This is a genomic window from Aquabacter sp. DMC10 (genome assembly GCF_056314145.1).
The window spans coordinates 201,836-217,754 of sequence record NZ_JBQUYX010000008.1 but is presented as its reverse complement, the minus strand read 5'-3'; the positions used below and the strand labels follow the sequence as shown (position 1 = coordinate 217,754).

The following is a 15,919-nucleotide window of genomic DNA, read 5'->3' as shown; positions in this document are numbered from 1 at the left end:
GCGGCCTTACCGAGCCACGGGCGCGGCCGTCGATTCTCGCAGGACGGGGGTCGGGGGCAGCACCACCCGCACCGGCGGGCCGTCGGGCGCATGGATGGCGGCCAGCAAATGGTCCGCTGCCTCATAGCCCATGCGGTAATGGGGGATGCGGACCGTGGTCAGAGGCGGGCGCATGCGGTCCACGAACGGCATGTCGTTGAAGCCGGTGACGGAGACGTCCTGCGGACAGGTCAGGCTCAGATCTTCAAGCGCGCGGATCGCCCCGATCGCCAGCCAGTCATTGGCGGCGAGGACGGCGCTCGGGCGTTCCCCGGTCTCCAGCATGAGGCGCGCGCAGCGATAGCCTTCGGCCTCCGTGAAAGCGCCGGCGGTGATGTCGAGGCGGGCCTCCGGGGCAAGGCCCGCCGCATGGGCAAGCGCCTGAAAAGCGGCCCGGCGTGCCCGCCCTGTGGAGGTGCCCTGCGGCCCGCCGATATGGGCGATGCGGCGATGGCCGAGGCCGAGAAGGTGCTCGAACATCTGCCGCACGCCCGCGCCGTCATCGCTGATGACGGCCGTGATGGGCGCCCCGCTCTCCCGATTCATGAGCACCAGCGGCACCTTGCGTGCAAGGGCCGTCAGTCGCGCCGCATCCTCCAGATGGGCGGAGGCGAGGATGATGCCGTCCACCCGCCGGTCGAGATAGGTGTCGATGATGGCCTGTTCCTTGGCACCCCTGACATCGGAATTGGCCAGCATGGCCTGATAGCCGTCCTTGGCGAGGCGGTCCTCGATGCCCCGGAACATGGGGGGAAACATGGTGTTGGTGAGATCGGGCACGATCACCCCCACCATGCGGCTCGCCTGCGTGCGCAGGCTGGCGGCGATGGCGTTGCGGCTGTAGCCCAGCGTCTCAGCCACCTGGCGGACCCGGTCCACCACCTCCGCCGAGAGGCGGCCGGCGAGGGCCGGGTTGAGCGCGCGGGAGGCGGTGGAGGGGTGCACCTGGGCAGCGGCGGCCACCTCGCTCAATGTGGGACGCCTCATCCCCTGTCCCCCCTGCACCCGGCGTCCCTCATTCTCCCTCCAAGGGGCGCGGACCCTGGGCCGCTGCCCCGTTTCCAACCTCCGCCCATTGTGCAATCGATTGCATTGACCGTCCAGAGGCACTAGGCTGAGAAAAATCCCCTCTTGCATGGGTGCAGCCGGCGACCTCACGCAGCGGCGCCAGTGCGGATCGTGCTGCGGAGCATCGCGCCCATGGCTGCCCATTCCTCCGGTCCCGCTGCCCTGGACGCGGGTGCCCAGCGCTATCGCCGCCTGTTCCTGCCATTGTGGGTGGCCATGGTGGCGCTCCAGAGCGGATTGCTGGTGCACGATGTGGCGGCGGGCTGGCTCCTGGCCACGGGCGGTGCCAGCCGGAGCCTTGTGGCGCTGGCGCAGACAGCCTCCTCGCTGCCCTTCTTTCTGTGTGCGCTGCCCGCCGGGGCCCTGGCGGATCTGGTGGAGCGGCGGCGTGTGTTGCAGGCGACCGCGTTCCTGCTGTCCGGCGCTTCCGTTCTGGTGGCGCTGGCGGTGGGCCTGGATGCCGCGCCACCCGCTTTGTTGCTGGCGGCGTCCTTCCTGAATGGCTGCGCCAATGCTGCGTTCGCGCCCACCTGGCAGGCGATCACGCCCGAACTGGTGGACCTGCCGCGCTTGCCCGGCGCGCTGGCGCTGAACAGCCTGGGCATCAATGTGGCGCGGTCCATCGGGCCGCTCCTGTCAGGCGTTATCCTGGCCGTGGCCGGAGCGCCGGCGGCCTTCCTTTTCAACGCCGTGCTGTTCGCGGCGGTGGGCGGCACGTTCGTTCTTCTCGCGCCACGCCATCCCGTGACGCTGAAGGAGAGCCTGGGCTCCGCGGTGCGCGCGGGCGTGGCCTATGCGCTCCATGATGGTTCCTTGCAGCGCGTGGCGCTCCGCGGTGTCGCCTTCTTCCTGTTTGCAAGCACCTTCTGGGCCCTGGCTCCCGTGGTGGTGCATGAATGGTTCGCCGGCACCGGCCTGCTGCTGGGCTTCCTGGTGGGCGCGGCGGGGCTTGGCGCGGTGCTGGCGGCCGTGGTGCTGAAGCGTCTGCGCGCGCGCTTCGACCTGGACGCCCTGATGCTGGGGGCCGGACTTGCGGCGGCGGTGGCCCTGGCGCTGGTGCCCCTGGTGCCGGCCTTCCTCGGCCTGACGGCGCTTTACGGCATTCTGGGCTTTTGCTGGCTCATCTCCTTCTCGTCCATCCATCTGGCCGCGCAATTGCGTCTGGCGCCGTGGATCCGGGCGCGCGGGAGTGCCGTCTATCTCATCGCGGTGTTCGGCTCCATCGCGGTCGGCAGCTTGATGGCGGGGCTATGGGCCGACCGGCTGGGCGTCGGGCCGGCCTATGGGGTAGCCGCCGCCTGCATGTTCGTTGCGACGCTGGCCGCCTACCGCCTGCGCATCACCGCCAAGGTGCCGGTGGTGCTGGAGCGCTCGCGCCTCCTGCCATCTTCCACCGACGACAAGGGGCCGGTGGAGGTGCGCCTTGTCTATGCCCTGCCGGCGGGTGTGGACCGCGCCGCCGTCCGCGCAGCGCTGGATGCCCTGCGGCCGGTGCGCCTGCGGTCAGGCGCGCGGGCCTGGTCGGTCTGGGACAACCCCTCCGCCCTGGAGGAGCGCATCCGCTATCCCGACGGCGCGGCCCTGGAGCGCGCCGCCGCGCGGCAGACGGTGGCGGACGGCCTGCTGGAACAACGCCTGCTGGACCTCGCCCCCCACCCCTCCGCCTCTGTCGTGGCCGCCTGACGGCGGCGTCCGCCCTGAAGGCGGGGGCGAGAACGCCGTCGCTTCTGCCTCGCGGGATGGGGCGACAGCCATTGCCGACACACATCAAAGCCCGCAGCCATGGCAGCCGCGGGCTTTCCTGATGACGGGCCGTCGCGGCGGGGGCCCCGCGCCCTGGCTTCGGGCGCCGCGCCTTACTTCTTTTCGGCAACCATGGGGCAGTTGCCCTCGGCCAGCGGACGGAAGGCTTCCTTGGCGGGGATGGTTTCGATCAGGTTGTAATAGTCCCACGGGCCCTTGGATTCGGCGGGGGTCTTCACCTGGAACAGGTACATGTTGTGGATGTGCCGGCCATCGGCGCGCACCTCGCCCTTGCCGAACAGCGGGTCATCGGAGGGCATTTCCTTCATCTTGGCCACCACCACCTGGCCATCGGTAGAATTGGCGGCAGCGGCGGCGCGCAGATAGTGGAGCGCGCCGGAATAGACGCCGGCCTGATTGGCGGTGGGGCGGCGGCCATTCATCTGCGCCGCGAAGCGGTCGGCGAAGGCGCGCGTGCCGTCATTCATGTTCCAGTAGAAGCCTTCCGTGAGGAACAGGCCCTTGGCGGTGGCAAGGCCCACCGAATGCACGTCGGTGAGCTGCATCAGAAGGGCGGCGAGGCTCTGCCCACCGGAGGTGAGGCCGAACTCGGAAGCCTGCTTCACCGAATTGATGGTGTCGCCCACCGCATTGGCCAGCGCCACCACCTTGGCGCCGCTCGCCTGTGCCTGCACCAGGAAGGAGGAGAAGTCCGAGGTATTTGTGGGGTGGCGCACCTGCCCCAGCACCTTGCCGCCCTCCGCCTTCACCACCGCCATGGCGTCGGCCTCCAGCGCATGGCCGAAGGCATAGTCGGCGGTGATGAAGAACCAGGTGTCCTTCTTCTGCTTCAGCAGCGCCAAAGCGGTGCCATGGGCCAGCGCCCAGGTGTCATAGGTCCAGTGGACCGTATTGGGCGAGCACTTCTCGCCAGTCAGCAGCGCGGTGCCGGGGCCTGAGGCGATGAAGGCCACCTTCGAGCCACGCACCGCTTCCTGCACCGCCAGCGCGACGGAGGAGAAGGGCACGTCGAGGATGGCATCCACCTGGCCTTCCGTGACCCATTTGCGGGCGGTGGCCGAGCCGATGTCCGGCTTGTTCTGGTGATCCTGCGAGATCACCTCCACGTCGAGGCCCGGCTTTTCCTTCTTGAAATCCTCGGCCGCCAGGCGCGCCGCCACCACCGAGCCCATGCCCGTGGAATCGGAGGCAAAGCCCGACAGATCGGTGAGCACGCCGAGGCGGATCTTGTTGTTGGGGATCTCCGCTCCCGCCGGCGCGGCGGCAGCGGCGAGGAGGGCGGCGCCCGCGGCGAGCGCGAGCGTGGTCTTCCTGAGCATGGTCTTCTCCCTTGTGTGTTCTTGTTGACAGTCTCGCGCGGCTCAGGCGCCGCGCACGTCCTTGAGCACTTTCTCGGCCACGTCCATGCGCACGCTCGCGCGCTCCACCAGGATGCGGGCGACGGTGTCGATCTCCTCGCCCACGGCCCCCGCCATCATGGCGATGTTCTGGGCGTGGAGCGCCATGTGGCCCTTCTGGATGCCGGTGGTGGCCAGCGCTTTGAGCGCCGAGAAATTCTGCGCGAGGCCCACCGCCGCGATGATGCGGGCGAGCCGCTCGGCGGTGGTCACGCCGAGAATGGCAAGGCTGGCGCGGGCGGTGGGATGCACCTTGGTGGCCCCGCCGATGAGGCCCACCGCCAGCGGCAGCTCGATGGCGGCGGAGAGGTCGCCGTCCGCATTCACCTCATAGGTGGTCAGAGAGGTGTAGCGGCCGGAGCGGGCGGCATAGGCATGGGCGCCGGCTTCCACCGCGCGGGTGTCGTTGCCGGTGGCCAGCACCACGGCGGAAATGCCGTTCATGATGCCCTTATTGTGGGTGGCGGCGCGATAGGGATCGGCGGCGGCGAACTGGTAGGCGCTGATGATCCCGTCGCGCACCTCTTCCCCGCCAATGTCGGCGGTGCGCCACACCGCATGGGCGCGGGCGAGGCGCCGGTCGGCGAGGTTGGAGAGGATGCGCAGATAGACCTTGCCGCGCGCCCAGCTCGCAATGGCGGGAGCGAGCTTCTCGGCCATGGTGTTCACCGCATTGGCGCCCATGGCGTCGCGGGTGTCCACGATGAGATGCGTCACCACCATGGTGCCCGTGGGGGTGTCGAGCAGGCGCACCTCCAGGTCGCGGAAGCCGCCGCCCAGATTGACCAGGACGGGGTCGCAGGCATCGCACGCGGCCTTGATCTCCTCGCGCTTCTCCAGGATGCGCAGGCGCGCCGCATAGGGGTCCTTCACATCCACCGCCTGGACCTGGGCGATCATGAGGTTGCCGGAGACGGAGGTGGCAAAGCCGGTCTCGTAATTCTGCCGGGCGGCATTGCACACGGCGGCCACCACGGAGGATTCCTCGGTGGCCATGGGGATGAGCACGTCCTCCCCGTCCACCTTCATGTTGGTGGCGACGCCCACCGGCACGTTCATGGTGCCGATGACATTCTCGATCAGCTTGTCGGCCAGCACCGGGTCCAGATTGCCCATATTCTCCAGGTGCGCCACCTGGGTGTCGGACAGGCCGGCGAAGGCGGCCACCAGGTCGAGCCGCTCGCGGGGGGACTTCTTGTGGAAACCGGCGATGCGGGAGGAGCGGTTGGAGCCGGTGGCGGACGTCATTCTGGGGCCTTCCTTATGATCCGTGCGGGCGCGGGGCGGCGGACATGCGGGCGCGCGACAACACGGTGCGCGCCGGAGGCGGCGCGTCGCGAGCGTTCCATCCCTGATCCTTGTCCGGCCGCTCCAGGGCGACCCGTTGCCGCGACTTTCCGCTGACCCCGCCGGTACGGCAAGGAACACTTTGCGTCGGAAACGCCGGCGCCGTACCCTTCAGATCATGGGTACGGTTGCCGAGACAGACGCACAGACTGCAGAGGCGCCCTCGCGGGTCGGGGCCATCGTGCGGGCGCTCACCGAGCGCATCGACCGGGGGCAGATGCGGCCGGGGGAGCGCCTGCCCTCCATCCGCTCCGCCTTCTCAGCCTTCGGCGTGTCGCGCAACACGCTTGTTGAGGCCTATGAAAGGCTTGCCGCATCAGGCCGCATCGAGGCCCGCCCCGGCTCCGGCTTCTATGTGCTGGGCACCCCTCGTCCTGCCCCCGCCGTGCCCACCCGCCCCGCCGTGGTGGAGGCGGTGGACAGCGTCTGGCTGCTGCGCGAGCAGCTGGAGCAGCACTATGATGTGCGCGTGGGCGATGGCCGCCCGCCGCCCTCCTGGATGGAGGGCTCGGAGGTCGGGCGGTATCTCAAACCCATCAACCGTCCCGGCAGCCGTCCCTTTCCGGCAAGCTATGGCAGCCCGTTCGGATTTCCTTTGCTGCGCGAGGCCATCGCTGCGCTGCTCACCGAGCGGGCGATCGCGGGCGATCCGGCGCAGGTCTTGATGACGCAGGGCGCCAACCACGCCCTCGACCTCATCATCCGCACCCTGGTGGAGCCGGGCGACGCGGTGCTGGTGGACAGCCCCGGCTATTATCCGCTCTTCGGCAAGCTGCGCCTCGCCAAGGCGCGCATGATCGGCGTGCCCCGCACCCCCGAAGGCCCGGACGTGGAGGCGCTGGAGCGGGCCATCCTGGAGAGCGGGGCGAAGCTCTTCTTCACCCAGTCGCTGGCCCACAACCCCACCGGCTGCTCGCTCACCCCCGCCATCGCCTTCCGGGTGCTCCAGGTGGCGGCGCGCCATGATGTGGTGATCGTGGAGAGCGATCCTTTCGCCGACATCCTGCCCGCCGCCCGCCCGCGCCTCGCCGCGCTCGATCAGCTGGAGCGGGTGATCTATGTGGGCACGCTGGCGAAAACCCTCTCGGCCAGCCTGCGCTGCGGCTATGTGGTGGCCGCGCCCCGGCTCATCGAGCGGCTCGGCGCGCTCAAGATGGTCACCTCGGTGAACAGTTCCGGCTATGTGGAGCGCATCGTCCACGACCTCATCACGTCCGGCCAGTATCGCCGCCATCTGAAGCGCCTGCGTTGGCGGGTGGATGCCGCCACCGCCGCCGCCCAGGCGACCTTGGGCCGGCTCGGCCTGCCCATGTTCGGCCCGCCGGGCGGGGGCTTCTATCTGTGGTGCGAACTGCCGGACCGGCTCGACGACGCGGCCCTGTCCCGCGCGGCGGCCAAGCGCGGCATTCTTCTGGCGCCGGGCGCGGTGTTTCATCCCCAAGGAGGCGCGCATCACGGGGGTGCGCATCAGGGCGGCGCCCACCGGCCGGCCATGCGCATCAATGTGGCCTATGCGGACGATCCCCGCTTCGAGCGCTTCATGGCCGAGCATTTGCCGGGGGCGGCCGCGCGGTGAGGGCGGGCGGAGGGCTGGTCCCCGAAGCGCCGAACGCGCTATGGATGGCGCTGTGACGACAGGCGGTGACGGACCATTGTCCAGAGGGCAGAGCACTGAGGCGGGCGCACCCCGCCGCACCGAGACAGACCCCCGGCTCTCCCGGCGCATCCCCTTCGCGCGCCAGGTGGCCGACCGGCTGCGGGACCGCATCATTCGCGGCGAGCTGCCCCCCGGCGGGCGCATCGTGGAGCGCAGCCTGTGCGAGGCCATGGCGGTGTCGCGCACGCCGCTGCGGGAGGCGCTGAAGCTGCTCGAGGCCGAGGGGCTGGTGGAGATTTCCCAGAACAAGGGCGCGCGGATCATGTCCTTCACGCCGGCCGAGGCCTCGAACCTGTTCGAGGTCATTGCCGGGCTGGAGAGCCTTGCGGCGGAGCTGGCGGTGACACGCATGACGCCCGCCGATCTCGCCGAACTCGATGACCTGCATGCGCGCATGCTCGACCATTACCAGCGGCAGGAAAAAGACCCATATTTCGCCCTCAACAGCGCCATCCATGACACGGTGGTGCGCCTGTCCGCCAATCCCATCCTCATTTCCACCCATGCGAGCCTGATGCTGCGCGCCCGGCGCGGGCGCTACATGGCCATCATCGATCCCGACCGCTGGGTGGAATCCGTGGGCGAGCACGAGGCGCTCATGTCGGCCCTCCATGCCCGCGACGGCCTCACCGCCGGTCGCGTGTGGCGACGCCACCTGATGCGCACGGGCGAGACGGTGTGCGCGGTGCTGGCGGCCGTGGTGCAGGAGGAGACGGCGGACGCGAGCGACGGCGAGGACGCGTTTTCCGCCGATTGAGTGCCCATCTGCACAAATAACAGGCGCCTCCAGGCGCCTTCCCGCGTCCGGCTGCCTGCCGCGCGGCCGCGGCGCTGCGCGTGGCCGCGCGCCTAAGCCGTGGCTGGCAAGATGAAATTCGCGCGTTCCTTTGGGTCTGGGCCCGTGCCGCACCGGCGCGTCCGGCGGCGCATGGCGCGCCCTTGGGCGCTTATATGCCTAATCAATCGGCAGGTCGGATCTGGTCATTGATGGCTAATGCGCTGTATATATTAAATTAAATCGGATGGAATGCAATCTAATCAGGTGTTTAGCCGCCCTCCGGGGTCTTCAGGAAAGTGAGAGCCGCATGTTCTTCCCCCGTTCCGGGACCGCCGTCTCCCGCCGCCGCCTCTTCCAGATGTCGGGCCTGCTGCTCGCGGCCGCCACGCTGTTGCACGCCGCGCCGAGCCCCGCCAAAGCCGGGCCGCTGACCCTTGAGGACATCAAGAAGGCGGGTGTTGTCCGCGTGGGCGTCGAGGCCGCCTACCGGCCCTTCACCTTCCGCGACAAGGGCGAGATCGTCGGTTACGACGTGGACCTGGCCAAGGAGATCTTCGCGCCGCTGGGCGTGAAGGTGGAGTTCATCGACACCGCTTGGGCCGGCGTCATCCCCGCCCTCTATGCGGGCAATTTCGATGTCATCATGACCTCGCTGACCTACACCAAGGAGCGCGTGGCCAAGGTCGGCTATTCCATCCCCTATGCCGAGGCGACGCAGGAAATGCTCATCCGCGCCTCGGATGCGGGCACCATCAAGAATCTCGACGGCATGGCCGGCAAGATCCTGGGCGTGAAGCTGGGTTCGGCCGGCGACACCATGAAGACCAAGCTGGAAGAGAAGCTGAAGGCCGACACCGGCAAGGGCTTCTCCGAAGTGAAGACCTATGACGACCACCCCGCCGCCTATCTGGCGCTGGCGCAGGGTTCCGTGGACGGGGTCATCAATTCGCTGGCCACCCTCACCCAGGTGGTGAAGGACGCCCCCGGCAAGTACACCATCGTGCGCGACATCGGCCCGCGCAACTGGGCGGGCATCGGCACCCGCAAGGAAGACACCCAGCTCATCGATTTCCTGAACGAGCGCATCACCGCGCTCAAGGCCAATGGCGACATCTACAAGCTCCAGGAAAAGTGGTTCGGGACGCAGATGAAGCTCTCGGACAAGATCCCCGATTTCTCCTGACCCGTGCTGATCGGGACGGGCACCGCGCCCGTCCCCGCCGCCCCTGTGATGCGGATAGATGCCTATGACCATTGACTGGGCCGTCGTCGAGATGGCCATTCCCCTGCTCGCCGTGGGCACGGTGATGACGTTGAAGATCGCTTCGCTCGCCGCGATCTTCGGCCTTGCCGGCGGCATCGCGCTCGGCCTCATCGCGCTCGGCGGCTGGACCTGGGCGCGCTGGCTTGTGCGGGCCTATGTGGACTTCATCCGCGGCACGCCATTGCTGATCCAGATCTTCATCTTCTTCTTCGGCCTGCCGCTCATGGGGCTTCGGCTCGGCGAATTCTGGGCCGGCGTCATCGCCTTGTCCTTCAATTGCGCGGCCTATGTCTCGGAGATCGTGCGCGGCACGGTGGGCGCGGTGGAGAAGGGCCAGACCGAGGCGGCCAAATCCATCGGCATGACGCAGGACAAGATCCTGCTCTACATCCTCCTGCCCCAGTCCATCCGCCCCATGGTGCCGGCGCTCACCAATGACGTGATCACGCTGTTGAAGAATACGTCGCTGCTCTCCGTCATCTCGGTCTATGAGCTGACCCGCTCGGGGCAGGCCATCATCGCCTCCCATTTCGCGCCGCTCGAAATCTTCGCGCTGCTTGCCATCTATTATTACGCCATCATCTCCGTGCTCTCCTACATTTCGCGGGTGATCGAGCGGCGCTTGCCGGCCTGGTGAGGGTCATGATCGACATTCAAGACATCGCCCCCACGATCACTGTTCAGGAAAAGCCGCTTCTGTCCGTGCGCGGCCTGCGTAAGACCTTCGGCGAGCGGGAGATCCTGAAGGGCATCTCGTTCGACGTGATGGCCGGCCAGACCCTGGTGCTCATCGGCCCCTCCGGCTCGGGCAAGACCACGGTTCTGCGCTGCCTGAACTATCTGGAGACGCCCAGCGCCGGGCAGATCGAGCTTCAGGGCGAGCCCATTGGCGGGGCCTATGTGGGCGAGGCGGCCCGCTGGCAGCCTTTGCCGGAGGCCCGCCTGGCGCTTCAGCGCAGCCGCTTCGGCTTCGTGTTCCAGCGCTTCAACCTGTTTCCCCATCTCACCGCGCTGGAGAACGTGGCCATCGGCCCGCGCAAGGTGCTGGGCGTGTCCGCCACCGTCGCCAGGGCCCGCGCCGCCGAGCAACTGGCGCGCGTGAGCCTCTCCGACCATCTCCACAAGCGCCCGTCTCAACTCTCCGGCGGCCAGCAGCAGCGCGTGGCCATTGCTCGCGCGCTGGCCATGGAGCCGCGCCTCATCCTGTTCGACGAGCCCACCTCGGCCCTCGATCCCGAACTGGTGCATGAGGTGCTGGACGTGATGGGGACCCTCGCCAAGGAGGGCATGACCATGGTGGTGGTCACCCACGAAATGGGCTTCGCCCGCCGCGTCGCAGATCGCCTCATCTTCATGGCCGATGGCCATATCGTGGAGGAGGGCACGCCGGAGGCGGTCTTCACCGCGCCGCGCGAGGAAAAGACCCAGCGCTTCCTCGCCCATGTGCTGAACCGCTAATCCGCATCGGGGTCCCCATGTCCGAAATGCTCTCTAGCTCCGAGCCGCTCTACGACCTGGTCGTCACCGGCGCCACCGTTCTCACCGGCGCTCCGGCGGGCCACGCCATCGAAAATGCCGTCATCGGCATCACCAATGGCCGCTTCGCTCTGGTGGAGGAGGCCAATCCCGGCGCGCCGCCGCCGGCGGCTCGGCGCACCCTGGACCTGCCGGGGCGGGTGATCACGCCCGGCCTCGTGAACGTGCACACCCACGCCAATCTCTCCATGGTGCGGGGCGTGGCCGAGGATCTGGGCTTCGCGCCGGCCTATACGCCGGGCATCCCTCAGGGCCACATGGTGAGCGAGGAAGAGGCCTATGCCATCGCCCGCCTCGGGGCGCTGGAGGCGCTGCTGTTCGGCTCCACCCTCATCAACGACACCTTCGTGCACGCCCATGTGGTGACCCCCGCCATGGCCGATATCGGCCTGCGGGTCTGGTCGTGCGGGCGCATCCATGACGTGGATTTCTCGGGCGTCTCGGTGGGCCGCTGGGAGCATGTGGACGCCATCGGCGACCGCACCTTGCAGGCCGCGCTGGATCTCGCCGACCGCTACGAGGGCAAGAGCTTCGGCCGCATCGGCGTGCAACTGGCGGCGCACGCTCCCGACACCTGCTCGACCCCCTTCCTGCGGCGCATCGGCGAAGCCGCGCGCGAAAAGGGCCTGCGCGTCACCACGCACCTGTCCCAGAGCAAGGTGGAGGTGGCGCGCATTCGCGAGCGCGACGGCATCAGCCCTCCGGAATTGCTGGAGGAGGTGGGCCTCCTGAACGACCGCCTCACCGCCGCCCATTGCATCCATGTGAGCGAGAGCGACATTGCCCGCATCGGGCGTGCCGGCATCCATGTAGCCCATATCGCCAAGGGCAATGCGACGGGCGCCACCATCGCCCCCACCCACAAGCTGCGGGCCGCTGGCGCCAAGCTCACGCTGGGCACCGACAACATGCACGCCGACATGGTGGAAGTGATGCGCTGGGCGCTGGCCGTGGGCCGCATCCAGATCGGCTCCGTGACCGAGGATTGGCAGCCCGCCACCGTGTTCGAGATGGCCACCATGGCGGGGGCCCGCGCCATGGGCCTGGAGGAGGAGATCGGCTCCATCGAACTGGGCAAGAAGGCGGATTTCGTCGCCTTCGACTTCCGCCGGCCCCACCTGACGCCGCGCACCAATGCGCTCGGCAATCTCGTCCATGTGGCGCAGGGGCGGGATGTGGAACTGGTGGCGGTGGATGGCGAGGTGGTGGTGGAGGACGGTCGACCCACGCGGGTGGATGCGGACGCCATCCGGCGCGAGGCCGCCATCGCCATCGAAGATCTGTGGCAGCGGGCACGGGCGGGCTGACCCATGCGCATCCTTCTCATCAATCCCAACACCTCCGTCGGCATGACCGAGAAGATGGCCGCGAGCGCCCGCCGCGCGCTCGCGCCCGACGTGGAGCTGATCCCGCTCACGGCGGAGGAGGGCGTGCCCTATATCGCCAGCCGGGGCGAGGCGCAGGTGGCCGGCACCACCACGCTCGACCTCATCGCCCGCCACAAGACGGGCATGGACGCCATCGTCATCGGCGCCTATGGCGATCCCGGCCTCATCCCGGCGCGGGAATTGTTCGATCTGCCCATCACCGCCATGGCGGAAGCGGCCATGCTCACCGCCTGCATGCTGGGGCCGCGCTTTGCCATCGTCACCTTCTCCCACGCGCTGACCGCCTGGTACGAGGATTCCGTCGCCCTCTCGCGCCTGGAGGCCCGCTGCGCCGGCATCTTGGTGCCCGACGTGCCGTTCCGCTCGGTGGACAATGTGCAGCACGAGTTGGAGGACGAACTGGTGGCGCTCGCCTGCCGGGCGGTGCACGAGAACAAGGCGGATGCGGTGATCCTCGCCGGTGCTCCGCTCACGGGCCTGGCCTCGCGGGTCGCCGACCGGGTGCCCGTGCCGCTGGTGGACCCGCTCGACGCGGCCGTGGGGCAGGCCACCTTGCTCGCCCGGCTCAATCCGCGTCCGGCCTCCGCCGGCCGCTTCGCCCGCCCCGGCGCCAAGCCCGCGCGCGGCGTGCCGCCCGCCCTTGCCGCCTGGATCGAGCATCGGCCGGTGGCGGAGGGCGTTGCCTCCTGATCCCGGCGCGGCGAGGAAACGCCTGCACCCGCTCCGGCGTTGGTGCAGGATGGTTCCGCGCGATCCGGGAGAGGCACATGGGCCGAAAGACACCACAGGCAGCCGGCATTCTCCTTGCGGCTGGCCTTTTCTGCGGCCCGGCGCTGGCGCAGGATTTCAACGCCGCCCCGCCCAACGCCCCCAGCCAGACGCCCGCCTTTCCCGGCCAGACCCGCGCGCCGGTGATGGCCGACCCCGTCCAGCTTCGCACCGCCGTGGTGGCGCAAGGGCTCGACCATCCCTGGGGCATGGCTGAGCTTCCGGACGGGTCCTGGCTCGTCACGGAGCGCGTCGGCCGCCTGCGCCTCATCCGAGCGGATGGCGCGGTCTCCCCGCCCATTTCCGGCCTGCCGGCGGTGGATGCGCGCGGCCAAGGCGGGCTGCTGGACGTGGCGGTGCGCGCTGATTTCGACCGCACCCGGCGGGTGTGGTGGAGCTTCGCCGAGCCCCGCGGGGAGGGCGCCAATGCCACGGCGGTGGCCACCGGCACGCTTTCAGCGGATGGCACGGCCCTGTCCGACGTGAAAGTCATCTTCCAGCAGCAGCCCGCCTGGCGTTCCACCCTGCATTTCGGCTCGCGGCTGGTGTTCGACCGGGAGGGCGCGCTCTTCGTCACCACGGGCGAACGCTCGCTGCCGCAGCCGCGCCAGCTGGCGCAGGATGTCACCACGGATCTCGGCAAGGTGTTGCGCATCAATCCCGATGGCGGACCGGCGCCGGGCAATCCGAAGCTGTCCAATGGCCGGCCGGAAATCTGGTCCTACGGCCACCGCAACCTCCAGTCCGCCGCCCTCGGCCCGGACGGCGCGCTCTGGACGGTGGAGCATGGCCCGCGCGGCGGCGACGAGCTGAACCGTCCCGAAGCGGGCCGCAATTATGGCTGGCCGGTTATCACCTATGGCGAGGATTATAGCGGCCAGCCCATCGGCGAGGGTCTCACCGCCAAGGCCGGCATGGAGCAGCCGCTTTATTACTGGGACCCGGTGATCGCCCCGAGCGGCATGGCCTTCTATGAGGGCGACATGTTCCCTGCATGGCGCGGCAGCATCCTCATCGGGGCGCTGGCCGGCAAGGCGCTGGTGCGCCTCACCCTCGATGGGCAGAAGGTGACGGGCGAGGCCCGCTACCTGCAAGGCCGCTGGCGCATCCGCGACGTGGCGGTGGGCCGGGACGGGGCGGTCTATGTGCTGACCGACGCCACGGACGGCGCTTTGGTCCGGCTGACGCCGGAGAAATAGGCCTCAGCGGGCATCCTCCAGGATCAGCTGCGCGCCCCGTTCCGCGATCATGGCCGTGGGGGTGTTGGTGTTGCCCGAGGTGATGGTGGGCATGATGGAAGCATCCACCACCCGCAGCCCCTCCACGCCGAACACCTTCAGCCGCGCATCCACCACCGCCATCGGATCGGAGGCGAGGCCCATCTTCGCCGTGCCCACGGGATGGAAGATGGTGGTGCCGATATCGCCGGCAGCCTTGGCGAGCGATGCATCGTCGTCGCCCACGGCGGGGCCGGGCAGGTATTCCTCGGGCGCGTAGGGTGTGAGCGCGCTCTGGCGCATGAGGCGGCGGGTGACGCGGATGGCGTCGGCCGCCACCTGCCGGTCCTCGTCGGTGGAGAGATAATTGGGGGCGATCACCGGCGCCGCGTCCATCTCCGCCGAGGGGATGCGCACCGTCCCGCGCGAGGTGGGCCGCAGGTTGCAAGCGGCCACCGTGATGGCGGGGAAGCGGTGCAGCGGCTCGCCGAACTTGTCCAGCGACAGCGGCTGCACGTGGAACTGGATGTTCGCCCGCTCCTGGTGCGGGTCGGAGCGGGTGAAGATGCCCAGTTGCGACGGCGCCATGGTCAAGGGCCCACGCCGGCGCAGGGCATAGTCCAGCCCCATGAGGGCGCGCCGGGGCAGGGAATAATAGGTCTCGTTGAGGGTGCGGATGCCCTGGACCTTGTAGATGGCGCGCTGCTGGAGATGATCCTGCAGATTGCGCCCCACCCCCGGCCGGTCCGCCTTCACCTCGATGCCCAGCGGGGCCAGCCATTCGCCCGGGCCGATGCCCGAGCGCTGGAGCACTTGGGGCGAACCGATGGCGCCCGCGCACAGGATCACCTCGCCCTTGGTCCGCGCCTCCATCACCGCGCCATTGGCCCGGTAGCGCACGCCCACCGCGCGGCCATTTTCGAGGATGAGGCGGTTCACCGTCACTCCGGTCTCAAGCCGCAGGTTCGGGCGGGATAAAGCGGGCTTGAGGAAGCCGCGCGCCGAGGACCAGCGCCGGCCGCGCTTCTGGTTGACGTGGAAATAGCCCACGCCCTCATTGTCGCCGGTGTTGAAGTCCGGCACGGAGCGGATGCCCAGTTCGCCCGCCGCCCGCGCCACCGCATCCAGCACCGCCCAGCTGATGCGCGGCGCCTCGATGCGCCAGCCGCCGCCCGCGCCGTGGATGTCGCTCGCGCCGAGAAAATGATCCTCCAGGTTCTTGAAGGCGGCAAGCGCCTCGTCCCAGCCCCAGCCGGGCAGGCCCAGCTGACGCCAATGGTCATAATCGGCCGCCTGGCCGCGCATGGAGATCATGGCATTGATGGCCGAGCAGCCGCCGATCACCTTGCCGCGCGGATAGGCCAGCGAGCGGCCGTTCAGCCCCGGTTCTGCCACGGTCCGAAACATCCAGTCGGCGCGGGGATTGCCGATGGCGAAGAGATAGCCCACCGGGATGTGGAACCAGATCCAATTGTCGTCGCCGCCGGCTTCCAGCAGCAGCACGCGGTGGCGGCCATCGGCGGAGAGGCGGTTGGCCATGATGCAGCCGGCGGTGCCGGCGCCCACCACGATATAGTCGAAATCCCCATCTGCCTGCATGCCGCATTCCTCCCGCGCGCCGTTGCCCCGGTTGCGCTTGAGGGTGAGGTGCCAGCCTGGAGTTCTGCATTCAAGAACGATAATCTCCGCACCGATC

13 protein-coding genes are annotated in these 15,919 nt (G+C 68.9%); 9 read left to right on the top strand and 4 right to left on the bottom strand.

Translation table 11 applies throughout. The annotated features are described in order from the left end of the window. Window positions 1-6: 6 nt before the first annotated feature. Entirely contained in the window at window positions 7-1,026 is a 1,020-nt protein-coding gene (locus tag ACT54L_RS20600; RefSeq protein ID WP_476087511.1) for a LacI family DNA-binding transcriptional regulator, read from the bottom strand. 213 nt (window positions 1,027-1,239) lie between these two features. On the opposite strand from ACT54L_RS20600, the gene ACT54L_RS20595 reads away from it, so the two are divergent. Then, the gene (locus tag ACT54L_RS20595) at window positions 1,240-2,790 is read left to right on the top strand and encodes an MFS transporter (protein WP_476087510.1); all 1,551 of its coding nucleotides are present in this window, start codon (window positions 1,240-1,242) and stop codon (window positions 2,788-2,790) included. Window positions 2,791-2,963: 173 nt separating this feature from the next. Here ACT54L_RS20595 and ACT54L_RS20590 read toward each other — a convergent pair whose 3' ends face one another. Beyond that, window positions 2,964-4,190 (bottom strand): ABC transporter substrate-binding protein, encoded by a 1,227-nt coding sequence (locus tag ACT54L_RS20590; protein ID WP_476087509.1) that lies wholly within the window; start codon window positions 4,188-4,190, stop codon window positions 2,964-2,966. Between the two features lie 42 nt (window positions 4,191-4,232). Next, window positions 4,233-5,516: a hydroxymethylglutaryl-CoA reductase, degradative gene (locus ACT54L_RS20585; protein WP_476087508.1), complete on the bottom strand. Its 1,284-nt coding sequence runs from the start codon at window positions 5,514-5,516 to the stop codon at window positions 4,233-4,235. 217 nt (window positions 5,517-5,733) lie between these two features. On the opposite strand from ACT54L_RS20585, the gene ACT54L_RS20580 reads away from it, so the two are divergent. The 8 genes from ACT54L_RS20580 to ACT54L_RS20545 all read left to right on the top strand — a co-directional run bounded on the left by ACT54L_RS20580 (window position 5,734) and on the right by ACT54L_RS20545 (window position 14,205). Then, window positions 5,734-7,191, top strand: coding sequence for an aminotransferase-like domain-containing protein (locus ACT54L_RS20580; protein ID WP_476087507.1), 1,458 nt, complete (start codon window positions 5,734-5,736; stop codon window positions 7,189-7,191). A gap of 76 nt (window positions 7,192-7,267) precedes the next feature. Further along, window positions 7,268-8,029 carry a GntR family transcriptional regulator gene (locus tag ACT54L_RS20575; RefSeq protein WP_476087506.1) on the top strand — a complete coding sequence of 254 codons (762 nt, stop codon included), beginning with the start codon at window positions 7,268-7,270 and terminating at the stop codon, window positions 8,027-8,029. A gap of 328 nt (window positions 8,030-8,357) precedes the next feature. Next, entirely contained in the window at window positions 8,358-9,233 is an 876-nt protein-coding gene (locus tag ACT54L_RS20570; RefSeq protein WP_476087505.1) for a transporter substrate-binding domain-containing protein, read from the top strand. A gap of 64 nt (window positions 9,234-9,297) precedes the next feature. Next, window positions 9,298-9,951 (top strand): amino acid ABC transporter permease, encoded by a 654-nt coding sequence (locus tag ACT54L_RS20565; RefSeq protein ID WP_476087504.1) that lies wholly within the window; start codon window positions 9,298-9,300, stop codon window positions 9,949-9,951. A gap of 5 nt (window positions 9,952-9,956) precedes the next feature. Then, the gene (locus ACT54L_RS20560; RefSeq protein ID WP_476087503.1) at window positions 9,957-10,772 is read left to right on the top strand and encodes an amino acid ABC transporter ATP-binding protein; all 816 of its coding nucleotides are present in this window, start codon (window positions 9,957-9,959) and stop codon (window positions 10,770-10,772) included. Window positions 10,773-10,789: 17 nt separating this feature from the next. Further along, the gene (locus ACT54L_RS20555; RefSeq protein WP_476087502.1) at window positions 10,790-12,157 is read left to right on the top strand and encodes an amidohydrolase family protein; all 1,368 of its coding nucleotides are present in this window, start codon (window positions 10,790-10,792) and stop codon (window positions 12,155-12,157) included. Between the two features lie 3 nt (window positions 12,158-12,160). Beyond that, a complete protein-coding gene (locus ACT54L_RS20550; RefSeq protein ID WP_476087501.1) occupies window positions 12,161-12,928 on the top strand; it encodes an aspartate/glutamate racemase family protein in 768 nt (255 codons plus the stop codon). 77 nt (window positions 12,929-13,005) lie between these two features. After that, window positions 13,006-14,205, top strand: coding sequence for a PQQ-dependent sugar dehydrogenase (locus ACT54L_RS20545; RefSeq protein WP_476087500.1), 1,200 nt, complete (start codon window positions 13,006-13,008; stop codon window positions 14,203-14,205). A 3-nt stretch (window positions 14,206-14,208) separates the two neighbouring features. Here the strand turns inward: ACT54L_RS20545 and ACT54L_RS20540 are convergent, their stop codons facing one another. Next, window positions 14,209-15,822: a GMC family oxidoreductase gene (locus ACT54L_RS20540; protein WP_476087499.1), complete on the bottom strand. Its 1,614-nt coding sequence runs from the start codon at window positions 15,820-15,822 to the stop codon at window positions 14,209-14,211. Window positions 15,823-15,919 lie beyond the last annotated feature (97 nt).

What these genes read in the sequence shown, in the direction of transcription:
- ACT54L_RS20600 (WP_476087511.1), bottom strand. Translation starts at nt 1,026, where the DNA reads ATGAGGCGTCCCACATTGAGCGAGGTGGCCGCCGCTGCCCAGGTGCAC.
- ACT54L_RS20595 (WP_476087510.1), top strand. Translation starts at nt 1,240, where the DNA reads ATGGCTGCCCATTCCTCCGGTCCCGCTGCCCTGGACGCGGGTGCCCAG.
- ACT54L_RS20590 (WP_476087509.1), bottom strand. Translation starts at nt 4,190, where the DNA reads ATGCTCAGGAAGACCACGCTCGCGCTCGCCGCGGGCGCCGCCCTCCTC.
- ACT54L_RS20585 (WP_476087508.1), bottom strand. Translation starts at nt 5,516, where the DNA reads ATGACGTCCGCCACCGGCTCCAACCGCTCCTCCCGCATCGCCGGTTTC.
- ACT54L_RS20580 (WP_476087507.1), top strand. Translation starts at nt 5,734, where the DNA reads ATGGGTACGGTTGCCGAGACAGACGCACAGACTGCAGAGGCGCCCTCG.
- ACT54L_RS20570 (WP_476087505.1), top strand. Translation starts at nt 8,358, where the DNA reads ATGTTCTTCCCCCGTTCCGGGACCGCCGTCTCCCGCCGCCGCCTCTTC.
- ACT54L_RS20565 (WP_476087504.1), top strand. Translation starts at nt 9,298, where the DNA reads ATGACCATTGACTGGGCCGTCGTCGAGATGGCCATTCCCCTGCTCGCC.
- ACT54L_RS20560 (WP_476087503.1), top strand. Translation starts at nt 9,957, where the DNA reads ATGATCGACATTCAAGACATCGCCCCCACGATCACTGTTCAGGAAAAG.
- ACT54L_RS20555 (WP_476087502.1), top strand. Translation starts at nt 10,790, where the DNA reads ATGTCCGAAATGCTCTCTAGCTCCGAGCCGCTCTACGACCTGGTCGTC.
- ACT54L_RS20550 (WP_476087501.1), top strand. Translation starts at nt 12,161, where the DNA reads ATGCGCATCCTTCTCATCAATCCCAACACCTCCGTCGGCATGACCGAG.
- ACT54L_RS20545 (WP_476087500.1), top strand. Translation starts at nt 13,006, where the DNA reads ATGGGCCGAAAGACACCACAGGCAGCCGGCATTCTCCTTGCGGCTGGC.
- ACT54L_RS20540 (WP_476087499.1), bottom strand. Translation starts at nt 15,822, where the DNA reads ATGCAGGCAGATGGGGATTTCGACTATATCGTGGTGGGCGCCGGCACC.